This is a genomic window from Rathayibacter sp. AY1D9, assembly GCF_002932395.1.
Taxonomy (GTDB): domain Bacteria; phylum Actinomycetota; class Actinomycetes; order Actinomycetales; family Microbacteriaceae; genus Rathayibacter.
Window position 1 is genome coordinate 1 of the sequence record NZ_PSVQ01000013.1, and the last position, 20,108, is coordinate 20,108.

Genomic DNA, 20,108 nt, shown 5'->3' on the forward strand with positions numbered 1-20,108 from the left:
GTTCCCAGAAGACGGGCACCCCGCATCCTCCTTCGGGAGGAGCGGAACAATTGAATACACGCACGGCGTGTAACCCAGATTTGACCATGTGCCCTCGGGCGCGTGTGTCGCCAGGGTTACGGCGGCCATAGCGAGAGGGAAACGCCCGGTCACATTCCGAACCCGGAAGCTAAGACTCTCAGCGCCGATGGTACTGCAGGGGGGACCCTGTGGGAGAGTAGGACACCGCCGGACACCATTCACGATGGCCACCCAGAAATGGGTGGCCATCGCTGTTTAACCACCACCTCGGATCCCCGCTGCTCACTGGAGCGCGGTGCGGGTTAGGGTGGTGCGACGGTTACGGCCGTCCTCCCCGCCCTCGGGCGGGTCAACTCCACAGAGCATCACCACGACAGGCGAGGAACGCATGGACGACTCAGGATCCGACCGCAACGACCGGGACTCCGGACGTCGTGACGAGCGGCCGCCTCGCGCCGGCGGCCCCGGCCGCTCCTCGAACGATCGCGGCGGCTCGGGCGACTCCCGCCCCCGCCGCGACGGTGATGCTCGTCCTCCCTATCGTGGCGGTGGCGACTCCCGTCCGCAGCGTGATGGTGACTCGCGTCCTCCGTACCGCGGTGGTGGCGATTCCCGTCCGCAGCGCGACGGGGACTCTCGTCCTCCATACCGTGGTGGTGGGGACTCTCGTCCGCAGCGTGATGGGGACTCCCGTCCTCCTTACCGTGGCGGTGGGGATTCGCGTCCGCAGCGTGATGGTGACTCGCGTCCTCCGTACCGCGGTGGTGGCGATTCCCGTCCGCAGCGTGATGGGGACTCGCGTCCTCCGTACCGTGGTGGTGGCGATTCCCGTCCGCAGCGCGACGGGGACTCCCGTCCTCCTTACCGTGGCGGTGGGGATTCGCGTCCGCAGCGTGATGGGGACTCCCGTCCTCCTTACCGTGGCGGTGGGGATTCCCGTCCGCAGCGCGATGGGGACTCTCGTCCTCCTTATCGCGGTGGCGACTCTCGTCCGCAGCGTGATGGTGACTCCCGTCCTCCTTTCCGTGGAGGTGGGGACTCCCGTCCGCAGCGGGACGGTGACTCGCGTCCTCCCTATCGCGGTGGCGACTCGCGTCCGCAGCGGGATGGTGACTCCCGCCCTTCGTACCGTGGTGGCGGCGACTCCCGTCCGCAGCGTGACGGTGACTCGCGCCCTCCGTTCCGCGGTGGATCGCGCGACGGGGGAAGCCGGCCGTGGTCGGACGATCGTCGGGGCGGCGGAGACCGCCAGGGCGGCGGACGCGGACGCGAGGGCTTCGGCGGCGGACGCGGCGGCCCCCGCGAGGAGCCGGAGCTCACCGAGGAGGAGCGCGAGCGGCGCTCCCTCCAGTCGGTGCGCCCGCGCCACGACGACCCGGACCTTCCGGACGACGTGCAGGCCAAGGACCTCGACAAGGTCGCCCGCAACGAGCTGCGCACGCTCTCGAAGGACAACGCCGAATGGGTCGCCCGTCACCTGGTGATGGCCGGCCGCCTCCTCGAGGAGGATCCCGAGCTCGCGCACCGCCATGTGCTCTCGGCGGCCCGTCGCGCGGGACGCATCGCCGTGGTCCGCGAGTCGCTCGCCATCTCGGCGTACGCGACGGGCGACTTCGCTCTGGCGCTGCGCGAGCTGCGCACGTTCCGCAGGATCTCCGGCTCGGACGAGCAGGTGCCGCTGATGGTCGACTCCGAGCGCGGCGTGGGCCGGCCCGACAAGGCGCTCGAGCTGGGACGGTCGATCGACCGCACCACGCTGAGCCCCGGCGCGCAGGTGTCGCTGGCCATCGCCATGTCCGGCGCCCGCCTCGACCTCGGGCAGGCGGAGCTCGCTCTCATGGAGCTCGAGATCCCGCAGCTGGACCCGGACCGCGCGTTCTCGTACAGCCCGGATCTCTTCGCCGCCTACTCGCTCGTCCTCGAGGAGGTCGGCCGCTCCGAGGAGGCGGCCGAGTGGCAGCGTCGCGCCGACATCGCGGCGCAGGCCGTCTTCGCGGCCGAGGGCGGCGGTGACGACGAGACGATCGAGGTGATCGAGGAGGAGCACGAGGCGGCCGGCGCCGCGTCCGCTCCCGATCGAACCGAGGAAGGGACCGCGGTCGACGACGCGGACGACTACCTGGACGACGAGGACGAGGACGACCCGACCGCCGTCGACGACGCGGACGAGGACGACGCCCGGCGGACCGTCTCCGAGGAGATCGCCGACGGTGACGACGCGGACGCGGACGACGCCGATGCGACCGCTGGCGCCGAGGCCGACCTCGTCGACACGGACGAGCCGACCTTCGCGGACGAGTCCCTCGAGTCCGACGATCTCGCCGAGACGGACCCGGATGAGGCTCTCGACTCGGCGGAGCCGACCGCCGACGAGTCGGTCGAATCCGCCGGCACCACCGAGGAGGACGGCGATGTTCCGCAGCAGCAGGACTGAGCCCACTCCGCTCGACGGCCGCGACTCCGTCCTGGCCGACCTCGACGGGGTCGTCTACAAGGGTGCCGACGCGATCCCCTTCGCGGTGGAGAGCCTCAACCGAGCGGCCGAGACGCTGCGGGTCGGCTACATCACCAACAACGCCTCCCGCACGGACGCCTCCGTCGCCGGGCACCTCTCCGAGCTGGGGCTGAGCGTCCGGCCCGAGGACGTCGTCACCTCCCCGCAGGCGGCGGTCGTGCTGCTCGCCGACCTGGTGCCGGCCGGCTCGACGATCCTCGTCGTCGGGGCGGAGGGCCTCACCTCCGAGGTCGAGCGCGCCGGGTTCACCGTGTCGCGCAGCGCGGAGGACTCGCCGGCGGCGGTCATCCAGGGCTTCGCGCCCACGGTCGGCTGGGAGCAGCTGGCCGAGGCCTCGTTCGCGCTCCACACGGGGATCCCGTGGGTCGCGACGAACACCGACTGGACGATCCCCGTCGCCCGCGGCATCGCCCCGGGCAACGGGACCCTCGTCTCGGCCGTGCACACCGCGGTCGGTCGGCTCCCGGTCGTCGCGGGCAAGCCCGAGCGGGCCATCTTCGACGCGGCGACCGCGCGCTTCGGCTCGACGAACCCGCTGTTCCTCGGCGACCGGCTCGACACCGACATCGCCGGCGCGAACGGCGCCGACATGGAGAGCGCCCATGTGCTCACCGGGATCGACCGGGCCAAGCAGCTCCTCGCCGCGGAGCCCAAGCTCCGGCCGACGTACATCCTCGGCGACCTGCGCGAGCTGCACCTGCCCTACCCGGCGACGACGGTCTCGCGGAACGGCACGCACGCCGTCCGCGGCGCCAAGGTCCGCCTCGACGGCGACTCCGTGGTGATCCTGGACGCCGGCGACGACGCGACCGATCTGCTCCGGGCCGCCTGCTCGGTGATCTGGTCGTCCGGCCGCGCGATCTACGGCCTCGACGTGCCGGAGTCGCTCTACAGCTGAGCCTGCTCGGCGGGCTCCCGGCGTCCCTCGCGGCGCAGGAGCCCGTCGAGCCGGCCGGCCAGACCGACCGCGACGACCGCGATCAGCGCGGCGTACGAGAAGGTCGCGGCGAAGACCCCGGTCCCGGCCCCGATCAGGCCGGTGACCGCCGCCGCGAGGAGGCCCGTCAGCGCGAGGGAGACCGAGGCGCCGGTCGAGTCGGCGATCTGCAGGGCCGAGCTGTTGAAGCCCTCCCGGCCCGGAGCGGAGAGCGCGAGCGTCATCGTCCCCATCCGCGGGAACATCGTGCCCATGCCGCCGCCGGCCAGGAACCAGCCCACGCCCGCGACGATCGGGCTGAGGGCGAGCACCGTGACGAGCAGCACGACTCCGATGCCGGCGAGCACGAGCGACGTGCCGAGCCGCATCGCTCCGCCGTGGCTGAGGCGGGTACCCGGGCGTCCCTGGATGTTCGAGCCGAGAGCCCAGGAGACGGCGCCCGCGGTGAGCATGGCGCCCGAGAGCCAGGGCGGCAGGCCGTACTGCTCCGAGAGCAGCAGCGGCAGGTAGACCTCGGTGCCGAAGAACGCGGCGGCGACGAGGGCGCGGAGGAGGATCACCGACGGCAGGACGCCCCGGGCGCGAAGCGTGCCCGCGGGCAGGAGCGCGCGAACCGCCACGACCACGACCACCACGGCGGCCGCGGCCAGGAGCCCGGCGAGATCGGGCGCGAGCTCGGCGCTCGTGCTCAGCACGACGACTCCGGCCGAGACGACCACGGCGCGGGCGATGCGGCCCACTGCCCGGCGATCGAAGGGGAGGCGCTCGCGCGGCTCGAGCGAGCGGAGCGTCGGCGCGATCGCGGCGCTCGCGAGGGCCACCAGGGCGACGACTCCGAAGAAGACCCAGTGCCAGCTCGCGAGCTCGGCGACGACTCCGGCCACCAGCGGCCCCACCAGCGACGGTACGACCCAGGCCGCGGCGAAGGCGCCGAAGATCCTCGGATGCAGCTCGCTCGGGTAGACCCGCGCGACGAGCACGTAGAGGGTGACGGTGATCCCTCCGCTGCCCAGCCCCTGCAGCAGGCGGGCCGCCACGAAGACCGGCATCGCCTGCGCGGCGCCCGCGGCCACGAGGCCCAAGGTGAAGAGCAGGATCGCGACCACGAGCGACGGCGTCGGGCCGCGGCGGTCGGCGGAGGATCCGGCCGCGACCATCCCGACCACGGCGGCGGCGAGCGTCGCCGCGAAGGCCAGAGGGTAGAGGGCGCGGCCGTCGAGATCGGCGCTGACGATCGGCATGATCGTCGTCACGGCGAGCGACTCGAACGCGCAGAGGAAGACGAGGCTCGTCGTTCCGATGGTCGTCAGGAGGAGGGGAGCCGAGGTGATGCCGCGGCGATCACGAGAACGCACCTGCTCAACAGTACGCCGAGCGCACGGCCGGTCAGCGGTAGACGGCCCAGTCGTCCTTCGCGAGCACCGTCGGGGTGCCCTCGATCTCGACCAGCCAGCCGCGGTCGTCGCGCTCGAGGTAGCGCCCCTGCACGATCTCGGGGGCCCAGCCGCCGTCGCGGGAGGAGATCCAGCGGACGAAGCGGACGGTGCCTCCGCGCCGGAACAGTGTGCCGTTGTGGTCGCTCATGCGGGGATCTTCTTCACGGAGAGGTCGTCGGGCGACGAGGTTTCGGGGAGGAGGTGGAGGCCGAGGCGGCCGTTCGAGGCGTTCGAGAGCTCGCGCAGCCAGTGCGGGTTCAGCTCGATCGCGGCGGTGCCGTCGTACTCGTAGCGGGTGGGGATGCCGGGGTGGAGCCACAGTTCGGACCGGCGGCCCTCGGCGTCCTCGATCGTCAGGAGGAAGCCCTCGCCGCGGCGGAACCGCGAGGTGATCACGGTCTGGAGGTGGGCCAGGGCGCGGTCCTCGAAGGAGTGCGAGCTGGCGGGTGCGCCGTAGAGCAGTCGTCCCATCGCGCGCACCTCCTCACCGTCGGCGGCGCACGGAAGGCGTGCCGCACCGTCGACACTAGGTATTGCTAAGTCGGTTGACTAACAGTCTCGGCGCCGACTGCGCTTTCGGGACACACGCCGTCCGATCGCCGGAGAAGTGGTTCGATGGGGGCAGCGAGTTCCCGTCCGGGGCGCCTGCCGCTCGGAAGGTGCACCTCGATGGACGCTCGGCCAGACCTGTTCGCTCTGCTCGCGCGATTGCGCACGGCGGAGCGCGACTACGACGGCCGTGTGGAGCGGCGCCTGGGCATCGGCGCCACGGATCTCGCGGCCCTGCGGCTGATCGGGGTCGGGGAGCGGCGCGACGAGATCGTCCGCGCCGTCGACCTGTCCGCGGCCCTGTCGATCACGACGGCGGCCGTCTCCCTCCTCGTCGACCGCCTCGCCCGCGCCGGTTACGTGGACCGCACTCCCGACCCGTCCGACGGCCGCGGCCGCATCCTCTGCTTGACGGAGCGCGCGCAGAAGGCCATCGTCGGCACCGACGACCCGACCTACGAGCAGATCCGCGCGATGGTCGCGAAGGTGCCCGAGTCGGAGGCCGCGACCGTCGCGGTGCTGCTCGACGGCCTCAGCCGCATCCTTGAGGGGCAGCCGCCGCCCGAGCTCGTCGACTGATCAGCGCTGCAGCGTGGCGCTCGGCGACTCGCCGAATCGCTCCGCGTAGGCCGCGCTGAAGCGGCCCGCGTTCCCGAAGCCCCAGTGCCGGGCGACGGCGGCGACCGTCGTCCCGAGGGGCGGACTCACGGCGAGCTCCACCCGGGCGCGGTCGAGCCGCACCAGGCGCAGGTAGGCGATCGGGCGCATCCCGAGCACCCGCTGGAACGCGGACTGCAGGCCCCGGACGGTCAGGCCCGACGCCGCCGCCATCTCGGCGGGGCCGATCGGCTCGCTGCAGTGGGCGTGCACGTACTCGACGGCCGTGCGGATCCGTGCGTTCCGGGGGGCGAGGAGCTCGGGCGGGACCGGAGCGGACTCCGGAGGGTAGAGGTCGAGCAGCGCGGAGGCCGTGGCGCGGGTGAGCTCGTCCCAGAGCAGCGGCTCGACGCGCTCGCTGCGCAGCGCGCGGGCGGAGTCGGCGACGGCCGTGCGCCAGCGGCGGATCGCCGCGGCGTCAGGGCGGTGCTCGGAGTCGAAGACGAGGGAGCCGACGAGGCCGCGCTCGGCGGCGATCCGGTCGACCACTCCCCGGTCGAGGTGCACCAGGCGCTGGTCGAAGTCGACGTAGTCGAAGGCGAACGGCCGGCCGACGGGGAAGAGGACGGGACGGTTCTCCTCCATCGCGATCGAGGCGCGGCCGACGTCGATCCGGCCGGAGCCGCCCACGATCCACTGCACGACGACGTCGTCCGAGTCGCCCACGCCGCCCGCGAGGCGCCCGGACATCTGCGAGGTGCGGAGGGTCATCCCGCCGTCGCCGATGGCGGCGTAGCGGTAGCTGAAGTCGGCCGCGGTGGTGGCGGCGCGCCACTCGTCGCCGTTGTAGAGCCGCGCGAGGCTGTGCCGCGCCTCGTCCGGATCCTCGCCGCGGGCCTCCAGCCGGACGCGAGGGTGGTGATCGTCCACAGGTCGTTCCGGTGCCTCAGCGCGTGAGGCGCTCGATGAGCTCGCGGTAGCGCGCGGCCGTGCGCTCGACGATCTCGGACGGGAGGGTCGGCGGGAGGCCCTGGCCGTCCCAGTTGTCGGAGAGCCAGTCGCGCACGATCTGCTTGTCGAACGAGCGGCCGCGGATGCCGGCGTCGTAGTCGTCGGCGTCCCAGTAGCGGGAGGAGTCGCTCGTGAGGACCTCGTCGCCGAGGGTGACGACTCCGGTCCCGCGGTCGACCCCGAACTCGAACTTCGTGTCGGCCAGCAGCACGCCGCGGGCCAGGGCGATGGTGGACGCCTCGCGGAAGACGGCGAGCGAGAGGGTGCGCAGCGCCTCCGCGGCCTCCTCCCCGACGATCTCGACCGTGCGCTCGAAGGTGATGTTCTCGTCGTGCTCGCCCTGCGGGGCCTTCCAGGCCGGGGTGTAGATCGGCTCGGGGAGCGCGTCGCCGTCCTGGAGGCCCTCGGGGAGCGGGACGCCGCAGACGGAGCCCGTCTCCCGGTACTCCTTCCAGCCGCTGCCGGAGAGGTAGCCGCGCACGACGCACTCGATCGGGAACATGTCGAGCGTCTTCACCAGCATCGACCGGCCGCGGACCGCCTCGGGGATCGCGCCCGGGATCAGGTGGTTGGGGACGTCGGAGAGCTGCGCGAACCACCAGAGGGAGAGCGTGGTCAGCAGCTCGCCCTTGCCGGGGATCCCTGGCTCGAGGACCGCGTCGTACGCGCTGACCCGGTCGCTGGCGACGACGAGCATGCGGTCGGCGCCGAGCACGGGGTCGGCGTCGTCGGGGGTGTAGAGGTCGCGCACCTTGCCGGAGTAGGCGTGCTGCCAGCCGGGCAGCGGCGCCGTGGTGTCGAAGGACAGGGAGTCGTCGCGGGTCACCGCACCATTCTCCCCGATCCGGGGGGCTCCGCGGCTCCTGAAGACCTCCTGTGTCCTGGCGGATCGGGGCTGTCAAGCACGCGCGGTCGCCGATCCCGCGCGCCTAGCGTCGAGACATGACTTCGCAGAACGACCAGACTCCGCAGAACGACCAGTACACGTTCCAAGACCCGACCGCGATGTTCGCCGACATCGACACGGAGGCCCAGTACCAGGAGGGCTCCGGCCTCGACTCGAAGATGGACGACCCCGCCGACCGCGGCGAGTCGACCTACCGCGGCTCCGGCCGCCTGACCGGGCGCAAGGCGCTCGTCACCGGAGGCGACTCGGGCATCGGCGCGGCCGTCGCCATCGCCTACGCCCGCGAGGGCGCCGACGTCGCGATCGTCTACCTCCCCGAGGAGGAGTCGGACGCGAAGAAGGTCGTCGCGCTGATCGAGGAGGCCGGACGCACCGCCGTCGCCATCCCCGGTGACATCACCGACCACGACTTCGCGGTGGGCGCCGTCGCGAAGGCCGTCGAGGGCCTGGGCGGACTCGACATCCTCGTCAACAACGCGGGCAAGCAGCAGCACGTCGAGGACTTCCTCGAGCTCTCGGACGAGCAGTTCGACGAGACCTTCAAGACCAACGTCTACGCGATGTTCTGGATGACGAAGGCGGCCGTGCCGCACCTCGCCCCGGGCTCCGCGATCATCAGCACCTCGTCGATCCAGGCCTACCAGCCGTCGCCGATGCTGGTCGACTACGCCAGCACGAAGGCCACGATCAACACGTTCTCGAAGGCGCTCGCGCAGCAGCTCGCGCCCAAGGGGATCCGCGTGAACGTCGTCGCCCCGGGCCCGATCTGGACGCCGCTGCAGACCGCGGGCGGCCAGCCGTCCGACAAGCTGCCCGAGGTCGGCTCGCAGACGCCGCTCGGACGCTGGGGTCAGCCGGCCGAGCTCGCTCCCGCCTATGTGTTCCTCGCCTCCCCGGAGTCGAGCTACGTCGTCGGCGAGACGCTGCACGTCAACGGCGGCATGCCCACGCCGTAACACTCGGCGCTCACGGCGGGCCCGGTCGCGGAGCGGAGGAACCTCTTCCGCGCCGTGGCTGGGCCCGCCGTTTTGGTTGTCGTAACAATCGACTGCTGTGCAGGTTCGTGCGCGAGAGTCAGTGCATGACCGATTCCCTGCCGATCCTCGACCTGTCCCGCCTCGACCGGGGGGAGGCGGAGGCCGCCGCCTTCCGCCGCGACCTCCGGGAGACCACGCACGACGTGGGATTCTTCTACCTCGTCGGCCACGGCGTGCCCCAGGACCTCCTCGATGACGTCGTCGCCGTCTCCCGCCGCTTCTTCGACCTGCCGGAGGAGGAGAAGCTCGCGATCGAGAACACCCTCAGCCCGCAGTTCCGCGGCTACACTCGCTTCGGCGCCGAGCTCACCAACGGCGACGTCGACTACCGCGAGCAGGTCGACATCGGCATCGACCGACCGGCCGTTCCCGCCGGGCCCGGCGTCGCCGACTACGAGCGCCTCGAGGGGCCGAACCTCTGGCCCGAGGCGCTGCCGGAGTTCCGCGAGGTCTTCGAGCGCTGGCACGCGGAGCTCGCGGCGGTCGCGATCCGGCTGCTGCGCACCTGGGCCGTCGCACTCGACGCCCCGGAGGACGTGTTCGACGAGGCGTTCGCCGAGCGGCCGTTCTCGCTGGTGAAGGTCGTCCGCTACCCGGGCACCTCCGACCCGGAGCCCAAGCAGGGCGTGGGCGCGCACCGCGACGGCGGCGTGCTGACGCTGCTGCTGGTCGAGCCCGGCAAGGGCGGCCTGCAGGTCGAGCACGACGGCTCGTGGATCGAGGCACCCGCGATGGAGGGCGCGTTCGTCGTCAACATCGGCGAGATGCTGGAGCTCGCCACGGGCGGCTACCTCAAGGCCACGCTGCACCGCGTGATCTCGCCGCTGATCGGAACGGACCGGATCTCGATCCCGTTCTTTTTCAATCCCGCGCTCTCGGCCACCATGCCCTCGCTCCCGCTGCCCGAGGAGCTCAAGTCCGGCCTCTCGGTCGACCCGACGAACGCGCCGATCCTCGAGACCTACGGCGAGAACGCGCTGCGCTACCGGCTCCGGGCCCACCCGAACGTGGCGGCCGCCCACCACGCGGACCTGCTCGCTCCCACCGTCTGACCCGGGAACGACGAAGGGCCCCCTTCCGCGCGAGCGCAGGAGGGGGCCCTTCGTCGTCAGTGCGTCAGCAGCGCGCGGCGGCCACGGGGACCGTCGCGGTGAACGCGGGCTGGCCGGTCGCCGATCCGGTCACCGTCACCGTGCCGGCCGGCATCGAGGCCAGGCGGGTGGTGAAGGCGGCGGAGGCGGACGAGCCGGGAGCGACCGCGGTGACCGACTTCGAGCCGTAGGCCGAGGTGATCGTGACGTCCGCGGCAGCGGTATCGGTGTTCTTCACGGTCGCGGTGAGCACGATCTTGCCGGCGACGCAGCGCGTGGCGACCGCGGGGACGAGCTCGAGGGTGTCCAGCGGGACGACGGCCGAGACCGACGTGCGCACCAGCTTGTCCGCGTACCCGGTGTAGGAGGCCGTGACGCCGGTCACGTCCGCCGGGACCGAGACGCTCGCCGAGCCGCCGGAGAGCGGGACGGTCGAGGTCCACGAGCCGCCGGTGAAGGTGACCGAGCCGACGACGTCGCCCTTGTCGGCCGCCGCGACCGTCGCCGTGACCGTGCGGCCGTCGGCGGTGAGGGTCGTGGTGGAGTCGACGGCGGTGACGCCGGTCCAGTTCTTCATGGCGGTGAGGACCGTCTGCGGGACGCTCACGAACGCACCGTGCCGCGGGCTGGCCGGGAGGCCGGCGCGGCTCTTGGGCGAGACGTTCCAGTCGGCCGACTGCGAGAGGCGGTTCGTCTGCGAGCTGCCGGCGATGGCCGCTCCGGAGGTGAGGAAGGCCTTGTAGCCGCCGTCGCCGTAGTTGTCGACGAGGAACGCGTAGCCGTCGCCCGTGCCGGTGGTGTCGTTCGGGTCGCCCGCGTTCAGCTTGATGATCTCGGGTCCCTCACCGGCCTGGCCGGTCTCGAGCGAGGTCATCCGGGTGTCGGTGAGCTGCCAGGTGGTGTTCGGGTCGGCACTCCAGTTCGAGGAGGTCGTCCCGGCGGTCAGGACCTTCGACTTCTCGAGGAAGATGTCCTTTCCGGCCTCGAGGGTGCCGGCGGCGCCGCCCTCCTCGTTCTTGGTGAAGCGGTAGTAGTAGTCGCCGATCTTCGTGATCGTCGAGTCGATCCGCGCGTAGCCGGTGTCCTGCCAGGTGGCGGGAGGAGCGGTGAAGGTGCGGAAGTCGCGGGTGATCACGGAGAAGACGCGGGCGTAGAGCTTGTCGCTGTTGGTCTTCGTCGCGTCGGAGTAGAGGCGCGAGGAGAAGAACACGACGTAGGACTGCAGGGCGTCGTCCCAGTACGCCTCGGGCGCCCAGGTCATTCCGGCGGCCGGCTGGTTCACCGTGATGCCGGTGTCGGCGCCGTTGGTGCGGGTCCACTGCACCAGGTCGGTCGACTCCCAGACCTCGATCTTCAGGCTGCCCTTGGACTGGGCGTCGCCCCAGCCGGTGCCGCAGGAGATGCAGAGGTCGGTGGCGACCATGTAGTACTTGTCGCCGTTGTGCGAGCGGAGGATGAACGGGTCGCGCAGGCCCTTCGTGTCGGTCGTCGAGGTGATGACCGCCTTCCCGCCGTTGACCGGCGAGAAGGTGAAGAAGTCGTTGCCCGAGGTCGCGGCCTGGTAGATCTTCTCGTCGCCGTCCGACTTGAAGTACGCCGAGGCGTAGCCCGCGTCGGGAGCGGTGCGGCCGAGCTCGGCGACCGTCAGCGTGAAGGCGCGCGTCTCGGTGACGCCGTTGAGGGTGGCCGTCGCGGTGAGGGTGACGGTCCTGTCTCCGGAGCCGTAGGCCGGCCGGGTGACGACGCCGCCGCCGCGGTAGGGGTCGGCCGCGCCGACCGCCGGAGCCGCGTAGGAGGTGTTCGTCGGCGTGACGAGGGCCGGGTCCGAGGAGGTCCAGGTGATGTCGGTGCCGTTCCGGGCGCCCTTCACCGCGAGGGGGAGGTTCTCGGTGGTGCGCGTGGCGAGCTTCAGCGCGTCGAGGTCGTCGTTGATGCTCGGGGCGAGCACGACCACCTCGAAGGCGATCGTCGCGCCCTGGGCGGTGGTCGCCGTCAGGGTGACCGGGGTGTTCTGCGCGATCGAGCGCGAGACGACGCCGGTGGTCGAGACGACCGCGCTGTTCGAGGAGGTCCAGGTGAGCGGGACGCCGCTGCTGGAGGCGGGCAGCGTCAGGTTCGAGGAGACCTGGGCCAGCGACGGGTTGCCGGCCAGCAGGACGGGCTGGATGTCCGAGCGCAGCAGGGCGGAGGTCGCGGACGCCTTCGCCGCGGCGGTCGGCATGCTCGAGGCGACCTGCTCGGCGGTGAGGGAGGTGTCCCAGAACTTCACGTCGGTGACGTCGGCGGTCACGAGCGCGTCGCCGGAGTAGAGCGAGCGGCCGAGGTAGCCGAGCGTGGACCCGGACGGGACGATGCTCGCCATCGACTTCGTGGTGTTCGCGGTCGAGATCTGCGTGCCGTCGCGGTAGAGGGTCAGCACGGTGCTCGACCCCGTGCCGGTGCCGACGAGCGTGAGGGTCGTGAACCCGGGGTTCAGCGTGCCGCCGAACGGCATGCGGGTCTCGCCGTTGCTGGTGGGCTCCTTGACGCGGATGCCCGCGAGGACCTGTCCGCTGGGCGAGCCGTCCGGGTTGCGCGGGTTCACGAAGACGTGGTTGCCGAGCTGCGTGGTGTTCCACGGGCCGACGCCGTCGCCGATGACCCAGCCGAACTGGTTGGCGGTGGTCTGCGTCTTCACCGTGTACTCGACGGCGAACGCGTTGTCGGCTCCGGTGACCAGGCCCTGGGGGAGGCTCGCGTAGCCGTCGTTCTTGAACCGGGCGACCTGGTCGCCGCCGGCGTTCGCGAAGGACGCGTCGGTGAGGCCGGTCAGGGTGGCGTTGCGTCCGTTGCCCGAGATGTCGAGCAGGGCCGAGCCGGCGTGGGACATGTCGTAGTGCGCGGTGGGCGCCGGGACGTCGACGGCCTGCGCCGAGACGGGGACGAGAGCGCCGGTGAGGGCGACGCTCGTGCAGGCGAGAGCGGAGAGGAAGAGGGATCGCACGCGGCGCCGAGGCGCGGCGGCAGGGGGCTCCGGGGAGCGTCGTCTCATCGTCGAGACCTTTCCTTCAGGGGAGGGATGCGTCGAGCCGAGGGGACCGACGCGTCTGTTCACGTTAACATGTGGGCCGCCTCAGAGCCATGGGGGAATTGCTCGGGCGTCGGGAGCGAACCATGCGCCAGGGGCACGCCTCGGCGCAAGACCTGCACCCGCGAGCGCCCGGGGCGTAGCGTGAACGCACCGCATCCTGGCCCCCGGTGACGGAACCATGCCCATCCGCCTGCCCTGCGAGGACTTGACCATGACGACGCTCTTCCACACCGGAGGCTCCCTCTCCCTCGACGACGCGACCGCCGACGCCGTCGTCCGCTACTCGCTCGCGCTCGCGCAGCAGCACCGGATGAGCACGGTCAGCGTCGCCGACGACTCGGCCCCCTCCTCCGTCGTGACGCTCACCGTCGGGCTCGGCGTCCCCCTGGTGGTCGCAGGGACCGGTAGCGCAGCGGCGGAGTCGAGCGCCGAGATCCTCGAGCGCCTCGACGCGCTCGACGGCGCGGGCGGTCCGGTGCCCGCCTCGGACGTCGACCCCCGCGCGACGTGGGAGCTCGAGAACGAGTACTGAGCTCCGAGCCGCGGCGCCGCCGGCGCGGATGCGCCCCGCTCCTGCTCCGCGGGCGCGGAGCGTCAGCGCCGGTAGTCGCGGATGATCTCCTGGGCGAGCGTCGTGATCGGGGTCGACGTCGCTCGCGCGCGGACCCGCAGCACCTCGAAGGCCTGCTCGACCGTGGTGCGGTGGGCGTAGGCGAGGATCCCCTTCGCCTGCTCGATCAGCACCCGGCTGTCGAGGGCGTGCTGCAGCTGCTCCTGAGTGACCGTGCTCTGCTGGAGCGCGCGCTGGTGCAGGATCCCGATCGTCGCGACGTCGGCGAACGCCTGCACGACCGCGATGTCGTCAGGATCGAGCCGCCCCGGCCGGGCCTGGAAGAGGTTGAGGGAGCCGATCGTCGTCCCCGCCGAGCGCATCGGCACGCAGTGCGCCGAGAGCACGTCGAGCTCGACCGCCAGCGTCCGGAACTCCGCCCACTCCTCGCCCACGGCGCGGGCGTCCTCGACGATCACCGGCCGCCCGGTCTCGAAGCACTGGATGCACGGGCCCGACCCGCTGTCGAGCTGGAGCAGCTCGATCAGCCGGGTGTCCTCGTCCGTGGAGGCGAGCACCTCGAGGGAGCCGGTGGAGTCGGCGAGGACGAGCCCCGCCGAGACGGCGTCGAAGAGGGTCGCGCTGCTCTCCACGAGGGTCTGGGTGAAGTCGACGACGTCGTAGTCGTCGACCAGTGTGTCGGAGAGGGCGACGAACGTCTGGATGACGCTGCGCTCGCGGGAGTTCGTCACCATGTGTCGTCCTGGGCGGTGAGAGGGCGGTCGGGGAACCCGTCGTGCCGGGCCACGATGCCGGAGGCGACATCGACGACGGAGCGCTGCTGGGCGAAGGCGTGGGCGCGCAGCAGCAGCTGCGCCTCCTCGGCCGTGCTGCCGTAGCGCGCGATGATCATGCCGGTCGCCTGGTGCACCACGCGTCGCGAGCGCGGATTCGTGCTCTCCTCGACCTCGTTGTCGCGCAGCACCGCGGCAAGCACCAGCAGCGCCGTCGCGGTGGTCGAGGCGCTGATCCGGCCGAGGAGGGAGTCGCTGAGCGACGTGGGGCGGCGGGAGTAGAGGTCGACCGCGCCGATCGAGAGCCCCGCGATCGAGAGCGGGAAGGCGAAGACCGCGCGCACCGCCGTGGGGCCGATCGCCTCGGTGAAGAGCGGCCAGCGCTCCTCCGCGCCGGTGTCCGGCACCGAGACGGGGCCGGCAGCGCGGATCGCCTCCCAGCACGGGCCCTCGCCGAGGTCGATCTGGATCTCGTCCAGCCGGCTCGCGGTGCTGTCGCTCGCGGCGACGGTCTCGCCGCCGAAGGGGCTGCCGAGCGTGGAGATCGCGACGCCGTCGATCGGATACCCGCGCAGATACGGGTCGCAGAGAGCGTCGGAGTCGGTCACCGCGCCCATTTTAGCCGTCGGCTCCGCTCGGAGCGACGCTCCGCCGGACCGGCGGGGACCACGACGCGGTGACGCGCGGGAGCCCGCCTGGCTGCGCTGCCCGGGCGCACGAGGCGACGGCCCGTGAAGCGGCTCGTCGGGCGCGGACGGTGCGCGGTGCGGGGCGACGGGAGCCGGAGGACGGCGGCCTGCACGGCGACGGAGCGGCTCAGGCCGGAGTCGATCGAGCCGGGACGCTCGAGGGCGGCGATGAGGTCGTCGAGGACGGCGAAGGCGGGATCTGTCATCACGGCTCCTGGCCGGGTGTCCGCGGCCGTTGTTCTGCGCGCCGGGGCGCGGGCGGTGTCGATCGGGTGTCGCCGTGCGGGGTCCGCGCACGACGTCGACGAGGTCCTGCCCGACGGTACGGGGCGCGGATCGACCGGACGACGTGGTTGACCTCCCCGAGGTCCGCCGCTACTCGTGCTCTGCGTTGAGCTCGTCGAAGTCGTTCGTGATGATCGACAGCGGGGTGTACGGCGTGATGAGGAGGAGCGCCGGGTTCGCGCGTCCCTCGCCGTAGTTGACGGTCAGCCACTGCGGGGTCGGGGAGGCGAGGGCGGCCTCGACCTCGGCGCGGAACTCCTCGAGGCTCCTGTTGTTGACCGTGTAGGCGGTGCCGTTGTAGATCAGGTCGATGCGCTTCACAGCTGGTCGCCCTTCGCCGGAGGACGCACCGGTTCGGCGGGCTCCGAGATCACGTACAGCCCGCCCGCGGAGTTCGCGAGGTCGGTGAGCGCGGAGATCCAGGCGGGGTTGATGCGGGGCATCCGGCCGCCGAAGTACTTGTAGCGGAGCGCGTGGGAGGGGTGGATCCAGATCGCGCTGCGGCCGTCGCCCATGCTGTGGTCGTCGCGCCAGCTGAGCAGGAACGACTCGTTGCGGCGCAGCTTCGCGGTGATGACGATCTGCAGGTGCGCGAGCACGCGGTCCTCGAAGTCGATCTCGACGGTCCCGTCGTAGTGCAGCTTCCCCATCGGCGTCTCCAGCCCCTGATCTCCGGCAGGCAGACGCCCGCCGTTGCCTCCACCCTTCCGCAGACCGGACGGATCCGACAACCCGGGTCTGCCATTCTCTGCTCGATCTGTCCAGGTCTTCCGTCAGCGGCGGTCCTCTGTCAACCTCCTCCCTCCACGCAGCCGGCGTTGCCGAGCATGGGCGGCATGAAGCACATCCTCTTCGCCGACAAGACGATCCTGGTGGGGGACGAGGCGGCCGACGCACTCGTCGAATACGCCGTCGCCCTCGCCTCGAAGGGCGCGGCCGACACCGTCGAGTACACGGGGATCGGCGCCGACGGCGGGACGGTCGACGCCACCTTCCTCGTGAACGCCGCGGCCGCCCTCATCGTCGAGACCACGCCGAGCGACCTGCCCGAACCGGACAACGCGGCGGAGGTGGCACGGCTGCGCGCGCGGATCGACGCGCTCACCGGCGAGCATCCCGTGCAACCCGGCGACGGCGAGCTGACCAGTGGTGCCGACTACGAGGACTCCTACGAGCAGTGAGTGGTTCCCCGTCGTGCGCGTCCGGGCGCGACCGGCGTCCGCTACCACTGCGAGGCTCCGCAGTGAACCCCCTGATCGGCTGAGGGGAGGCGGACGTACCGTGGCCCTGCGGGTCGCCGACGACACGATCACCGGTCGACCGCTACGGGCACGGCCGCGGGTCGGCCGGGGAGGACGGGCACGATGACCGGAGACCATCCCTTCTGGGTGCGCCTCGCGCGCAAGGAGCCGCAGTGCGCCATCGTGCGCGGCCGGGTCTTCGAGATCGGCGCCCCCGACGAGCGGGACGGCGCCTTCCTCCTCACGGTCTGGGAGAAGGGGCGGCCCGTCGGGCACGTCCTGAACGTGGATCCGCCCGCCTACAAGCCGTGCGGACCCGGGCACCCGGTCGAGCCGCAGCGGGTCGACGGGGTCGAGGAGCTGCTCGAGCTCCTGGTGCCCCAGCGCACCCGGCTCGCGGCGCACGGCTGACGCCGCTCCCGTCCGCGGGGGCCGCCCGAGTCCTGTGCACCGGGAGCGGGGCGAGCGCTGAGCACCCGCTGACGGACGCCCGGGACGGGGGAGTCGTGCGGCCGGGCGGCGGCTGGCATCCTGACCTCGGTGCGACGAGCGTGCCCGCGAGGGGGAGCCCGATGAGCACCGCCGAGGACGTTGACGACGGGACCGCCGAGTTCGGGTACCGCCCTTCGCTCACCCGCGGCATCGGCCGCTTCGGCAGCTTCGCCGCGGGCGTGAGCTACATCTCGATCCTGACCGGCACGTTCCAGCTCTTCTCCTTCGGCTTCGCGCTCGGCGGTCCCGCCTACTGGTGGTCCTGGCCGATCGTGTTCACCGGGCAGCTCATGGTCGCGCTGTGCTTCGCCGAGCTCGCCGCCCGCTACCCGGTCGCCGGCTCCGTCTACAACTGGAGCAAGCGCCTCGCCGGGCCGACGGTGAGCTGGATGGCGGGCTGGCTGATGGCCACCGCGTCCGTGGTCACGCTCGCGGCCGTCGTGCTGGCGTACCAGGCGACGCTCCCGCAGATCTGGAGCGGGTTCCAGCTCGGCGGCTCCGCGGGGGTGAGCGCGGTGGTCTGGGGAGGACTGCTGATCGCGTTCACCACCGCGGTCAACGCGCGCGGCGTGCAGCTGATGGCCCGGATCAACAGCGTCGGCGTGCTGATCGAGCTCGTCGCGGCGGTGCTGCTGGTGGCGGTGCTCGCGGTGAACGTGGTGCATCCGCCGACCGTGCTGCTCGACACCAGCGGCTACGGCGGGAGCACGCCGGGCGGGTACGCCGGCGCGTTCCTCATCGCCGCGATCGCGTCGGCGTACGTGATGTACGGGTTCGACACCGCGGGCTCGCTCGGCGAGGAGACGGTCGATCCGCGCCGGACCGCGCCGACGGCGATCCTGCGGGCGGTGACCGCCTCCTTCGTCCTCGGCGGCCTCATCCTGCTGCTGGGCATCCTCTCGGCGCCCGACCTCGCCGACCCGGCGCTCGGGCAGGCGTCGGGCGGGCTGCAGCGGATCGTGCTGCAGGTGCTCGGCGGCCCCCTCGGATCGGTCCTCCTGCTCTGCGTTGTCGTCGCGATCACGGTGTGCGCGCTGGCGGTGCACACGGCGGCCATCCGACTGATCTTCGCGATGGCCCGCGACAACGCCCTGCCCGGCAGCCGCGTGCTCGCCCGCGTCGACCCGCGGCGCGGGACACCGGTGGCGCCGGCGCTGGTCGTGGGGGTGCTCGCGGTGCTGATCCTGGTCGTGAACATCGGGACGCCGGCGATCTTCACGGCCGTGACGAGCGTGGCGGTCATCCTGATCTACCTCGCCTACCTGCTGGTGACGGTGCCGCTGCTGATCGCCCGGCTCCGCGGCCGGTGGCCCGCAGCCGCGCCCGGGCGCTTCTCGCTCGGCCGCGCGGGCCTGCCGGTGAACATCGTCGCGGTGCTCTGGGGCGCGGCGATGACGGTCGACCTCGCGTGGCCGCGCGTCGAGGTCTACGGGGAGGAGCTGCGCTGGAGCGCGGTCGTCGTGATCGCCGCGGTCGTCGGGATCGGCCTGGCCTGGTTCCTCCTCCGCGGCCGGCACCGCCTCGGCACCCTGCCCGCGCACGCGCTCCCCTCGCCGCCGCCGCAGGGCTGAGTCGCACGAGAAGGCCCGTTCTCGAGGGGGCAGGACGATCCTTCCCGGGCGACTCGGCGGCGGCACCGGGAGGAGGATGGGGGAGCGGGTGCTCGGCCGAGCGCCGCGGGAAGGAGCGTGCGTGCGGAACCGCCTGGCGACTCCGTCCCTGCTCGCGCACGCCGTGCTCATCCAGGCCGTCGCGTTCCTGCTCCGGCCGGCCGCCGTCTACCAGGCGATCCGGCTCGACGTGCCGGCCTGGGCGCTCGGGGCGCTCGGCGCCTCGTTCGCGCTGGTGCCGCTGCTGATCGCGCTGCCGGTGGGCGGGCTGGTCGACCGGGTCGGCGCCCGGGCGGTGATGGCCGTCGGCTCGCTCGTCGCGGTGGGAGCGGCCGCGGTGCTGCTCCTGGCGGGCGGGAGCGTCGCGGGGCTGCTCCTCGGCATCGCCCTGCTCGGCGCGGGGCACCTGGGCTGCGTGGTCGGGCAGCAGACCGTCGTCGCGGGCGGCACCGGAGGGACGCGGCTCGACAGCCGCTTCGGCTACTACACGTTCGCCGCGTCGCTCGGGCAGGCGATCGGGCCCGCGTTCATCCCGGTGCTCGCGGGCGGCTCGGTGCGGCCCGACCCGGCGCCGCTGTTCCTCGTGGGCGGGATCCTCGCGGTGCTGCTGCTCGTCTCGACGGCGGGGATCCGCAGCCCGTCCCCGCGCGGACCCGCGGCGGAAGGGGCGGCGGCTCCGGGCTCGACGCTCGGTCTCCTCCGGGTGCCGGGCCTCGCGCGCGCCCTGCTGACCAGCGCGACCGTCGTCGCCGCCGTCGACCTGACCGTCGTCTACCTCCCCGCCCTCGGCGCCGAGCGCGGGCTCCCGGCCGGCGTCGTCGGAGCCCTGCTCACCGTGCGCGCGCTCGCGTCGATGGCCTCGCGGCTCCTCCTCGGCGCGGCCACCGCCCGGCTCGGGCGCACCCGGGTGATGGTGGGCGGCATCCTGATCTCGGCGCTCTGCCTGGTGCTGGTCGCCCTGCCCGCGCCGACCGTGCTCCTCTTCGTCGCGGTCGCCGCCCTCGGCCTGGGCCTCGGGATCGGCCAGCCCATCACGATGTCCTGGCTGATCGAGCGCACCCCCGCCGACCGCCACGGCCGCGCCCTCGCGCTGCGCCTGGCCGGGAACCGCCTCGGGCTGATCGCCCTGCCCAGTCTCCTCGGCGTCCTCGCGGCGGCGGCTGGAGCGGGCGGCGTCCTCATCGGCACCGGTGCCGCGGTCGGCGCGACCCTCCTCCTGCTGCGCGGGGTGCGCCTGGACTGAGGTGCCCGGGGCCGCAGCGGATCGGCGGCGCGA

The 20,108-nt window shown here is 72.4% G+C and carries 21 protein-coding genes and 1 rRNA gene; 11 read left to right on the forward strand and 11 right to left on the reverse strand.

The features are described from left to right. Positions 1-117: 117 nt before the first annotated feature. From rrf to C5C50_RS07380, 3 genes are all read left to right on the forward strand, one after another. Positions 118-234: ribosomal RNA gene (rrf, locus tag C5C50_RS07370) — 5S ribosomal RNA — on the forward strand. 1,141 nt (positions 235-1,375) lie between these two features. Beyond that, positions 1,376-2,455: a hypothetical protein gene (locus tag C5C50_RS17265; RefSeq protein WP_258067697.1), complete on the forward strand. Its 1,080-nt coding sequence runs from the start codon at positions 1,376-1,378 to the stop codon at positions 2,453-2,455. Beyond that, complete coding sequence (locus tag C5C50_RS07380; RefSeq protein WP_104273191.1) at positions 2,433-3,434, forward strand: HAD-IIA family hydrolase; 1,002 nt, start codon at positions 2,433-2,435, stop codon at positions 3,432-3,434. The genes C5C50_RS17265 and C5C50_RS07380 overlap by 23 nt, the downstream gene beginning before the upstream one ends. Here C5C50_RS07380 and C5C50_RS07385 read toward each other — a convergent pair. Genes C5C50_RS07385 through C5C50_RS07395 form a run of 3 tightly spaced genes read right to left on the reverse strand, consistent with a single transcriptional unit; the run spans position 3,425 to position 5,380 of the window. Further along, positions 3,425-4,828 carry an MFS transporter gene (locus C5C50_RS07385; RefSeq protein WP_258067699.1) on the reverse strand — a complete coding sequence of 468 codons (1,404 nt, stop codon included), beginning with the start codon at positions 4,826-4,828 and terminating at the stop codon, positions 3,425-3,427. The genes C5C50_RS07380 and C5C50_RS07385 overlap by 10 nt on opposite strands. Before the next feature lie 31 nt (positions 4,829-4,859). Beyond that, on the reverse strand, positions 4,860-5,057 hold the full coding sequence (locus C5C50_RS07390) for a hypothetical protein (RefSeq protein WP_068256013.1): 198 nt from the start codon (positions 5,055-5,057) through the stop codon (positions 4,860-4,862). Further along, positions 5,054-5,380, reverse strand: coding sequence for a hypothetical protein (locus C5C50_RS07395; RefSeq protein ID WP_104223794.1), 327 nt, complete (start codon positions 5,378-5,380; stop codon positions 5,054-5,056). Before C5C50_RS07395 ends, C5C50_RS07390 begins: the two co-directional genes overlap by 4 nt. Positions 5,381-5,578: 198 nt before the next feature. Between C5C50_RS07395 and C5C50_RS07400 the strand changes: the two genes are divergently transcribed. Then, positions 5,579-6,037 (forward strand): MarR family winged helix-turn-helix transcriptional regulator, encoded by a 459-nt coding sequence (locus C5C50_RS07400; protein ID WP_104326055.1) that lies wholly within the window; start codon positions 5,579-5,581, stop codon positions 6,035-6,037. Here the strand turns inward: C5C50_RS07400 and C5C50_RS07405 are convergent, their stop codons facing one another. After that, positions 6,038-6,985 (reverse strand): helix-turn-helix domain-containing protein, encoded by a 948-nt coding sequence (locus C5C50_RS07405; RefSeq protein ID WP_104273192.1) that lies wholly within the window; start codon positions 6,983-6,985, stop codon positions 6,038-6,040. Between the two features lie 16 nt (positions 6,986-7,001). Beyond that, positions 7,002-7,892 (reverse strand): phosphoribosylaminoimidazolesuccinocarboxamide synthase, encoded by an 891-nt coding sequence (locus tag C5C50_RS07410; protein ID WP_258059453.1) that lies wholly within the window; start codon positions 7,890-7,892, stop codon positions 7,002-7,004. A gap of 116 nt (positions 7,893-8,008) precedes the next feature. Here C5C50_RS07410 and C5C50_RS07415 point away from each other — a divergent pair, with 116 nt between their 5' ends. Together C5C50_RS07415 and C5C50_RS07420 are read left to right on the forward strand one after the other, a co-directional pair. Then, positions 8,009-8,929, forward strand: a complete 921-nt coding sequence (locus tag C5C50_RS07415; protein WP_104223791.1) for a glucose 1-dehydrogenase — start codon at positions 8,009-8,011, stop codon at positions 8,927-8,929. 125 nt (positions 8,930-9,054) lie between these two features. Further along, positions 9,055-10,062 (forward strand): isopenicillin N synthase family oxygenase, encoded by a 1,008-nt coding sequence (locus C5C50_RS07420; protein WP_104233812.1) that lies wholly within the window; start codon positions 9,055-9,057, stop codon positions 10,060-10,062. 64 nt (positions 10,063-10,126) lie between these two features. On the opposite strand, the gene C5C50_RS07425 is transcribed toward C5C50_RS07420, so the two are convergent. Continuing rightward, positions 10,127-13,084, reverse strand: a complete 2,958-nt coding sequence (locus tag C5C50_RS07425; protein ID WP_258067700.1) for a glycoside hydrolase family 43 protein — start codon at positions 13,082-13,084, stop codon at positions 10,127-10,129. A 298-nt stretch (positions 13,085-13,382) separates the two neighbouring features. Here C5C50_RS07425 and C5C50_RS07430 point away from each other — a divergent pair, with 298 nt between their 5' ends. Continuing rightward, positions 13,383-13,703: a hypothetical protein gene (locus C5C50_RS07430; protein ID WP_104273193.1), complete on the forward strand. Its 321-nt coding sequence runs from the start codon at positions 13,383-13,385 to the stop codon at positions 13,701-13,703. A 62-nt stretch (positions 13,704-13,765) separates the two neighbouring features. Here the strand turns inward: C5C50_RS07430 and C5C50_RS07435 are convergent, their stop codons facing one another. The 5 genes from C5C50_RS07435 to C5C50_RS07450 form a co-directional block, all read right to left on the reverse strand. Beyond that, on the reverse strand, positions 13,766-14,476 hold the full coding sequence (locus tag C5C50_RS07435) for a GAF and ANTAR domain-containing protein (protein ID WP_104239019.1): 711 nt from the start codon (positions 14,474-14,476) through the stop codon (positions 13,766-13,768). Next, positions 14,470-15,123 carry a GAF and ANTAR domain-containing protein gene (locus C5C50_RS07440; RefSeq protein WP_104351715.1) on the reverse strand — a complete coding sequence of 218 codons (654 nt, stop codon included), beginning with the start codon at positions 15,121-15,123 and terminating at the stop codon, positions 14,470-14,472. The genes C5C50_RS07435 and C5C50_RS07440 overlap by 7 nt, the downstream gene beginning before the upstream one ends. Beyond that, on the reverse strand, positions 15,120-15,410 hold the full coding sequence (locus tag C5C50_RS07445) for a hypothetical protein (RefSeq protein WP_104273194.1): 291 nt from the start codon (positions 15,408-15,410) through the stop codon (positions 15,120-15,122). Before C5C50_RS07445 ends, C5C50_RS07440 begins: the two co-directional genes overlap by 4 nt. A 169-nt stretch (positions 15,411-15,579) precedes the next feature. Further along, on the reverse strand, positions 15,580-15,810 hold the full coding sequence (locus C5C50_RS16680; RefSeq protein WP_104226801.1) for a hypothetical protein: 231 nt from the start codon (positions 15,808-15,810) through the stop codon (positions 15,580-15,582). Continuing rightward, a complete protein-coding gene (locus C5C50_RS07450; RefSeq protein WP_104223784.1) occupies positions 15,807-16,139 on the reverse strand; it encodes an ATP-dependent DNA ligase in 333 nt (110 codons plus the stop codon). Before C5C50_RS07450 ends, C5C50_RS16680 begins: the two co-directional genes overlap by 4 nt. A 186-nt stretch (positions 16,140-16,325) precedes the next feature. Between C5C50_RS07450 and C5C50_RS07455 the strand changes: the two genes are divergently transcribed. From C5C50_RS07455 to C5C50_RS07470, 4 genes are all read left to right on the forward strand, one after another. Beyond that, positions 16,326-16,670, forward strand: coding sequence for a hypothetical protein (locus C5C50_RS07455; RefSeq protein ID WP_104260837.1), 345 nt, complete (start codon positions 16,326-16,328; stop codon positions 16,668-16,670). A gap of 183 nt (positions 16,671-16,853) precedes the next feature. Beyond that, positions 16,854-17,141 (forward strand): hypothetical protein, encoded by a 288-nt coding sequence (locus tag C5C50_RS07460; protein WP_104223782.1) that lies wholly within the window; start codon positions 16,854-16,856, stop codon positions 17,139-17,141. Positions 17,142-17,302: 161 nt separating this feature from the next. Continuing rightward, complete coding sequence (locus C5C50_RS07465; RefSeq protein ID WP_104273195.1) at positions 17,303-18,793, forward strand: APC family permease; 1,491 nt, start codon at positions 17,303-17,305, stop codon at positions 18,791-18,793. 121 nt (positions 18,794-18,914) lie between these two features. Next, entirely contained in the window at positions 18,915-20,075 is a 1,161-nt protein-coding gene (locus C5C50_RS07470) for an MFS transporter (protein WP_159940156.1), read from the forward strand. Positions 20,076-20,108 lie beyond the last annotated feature (33 nt).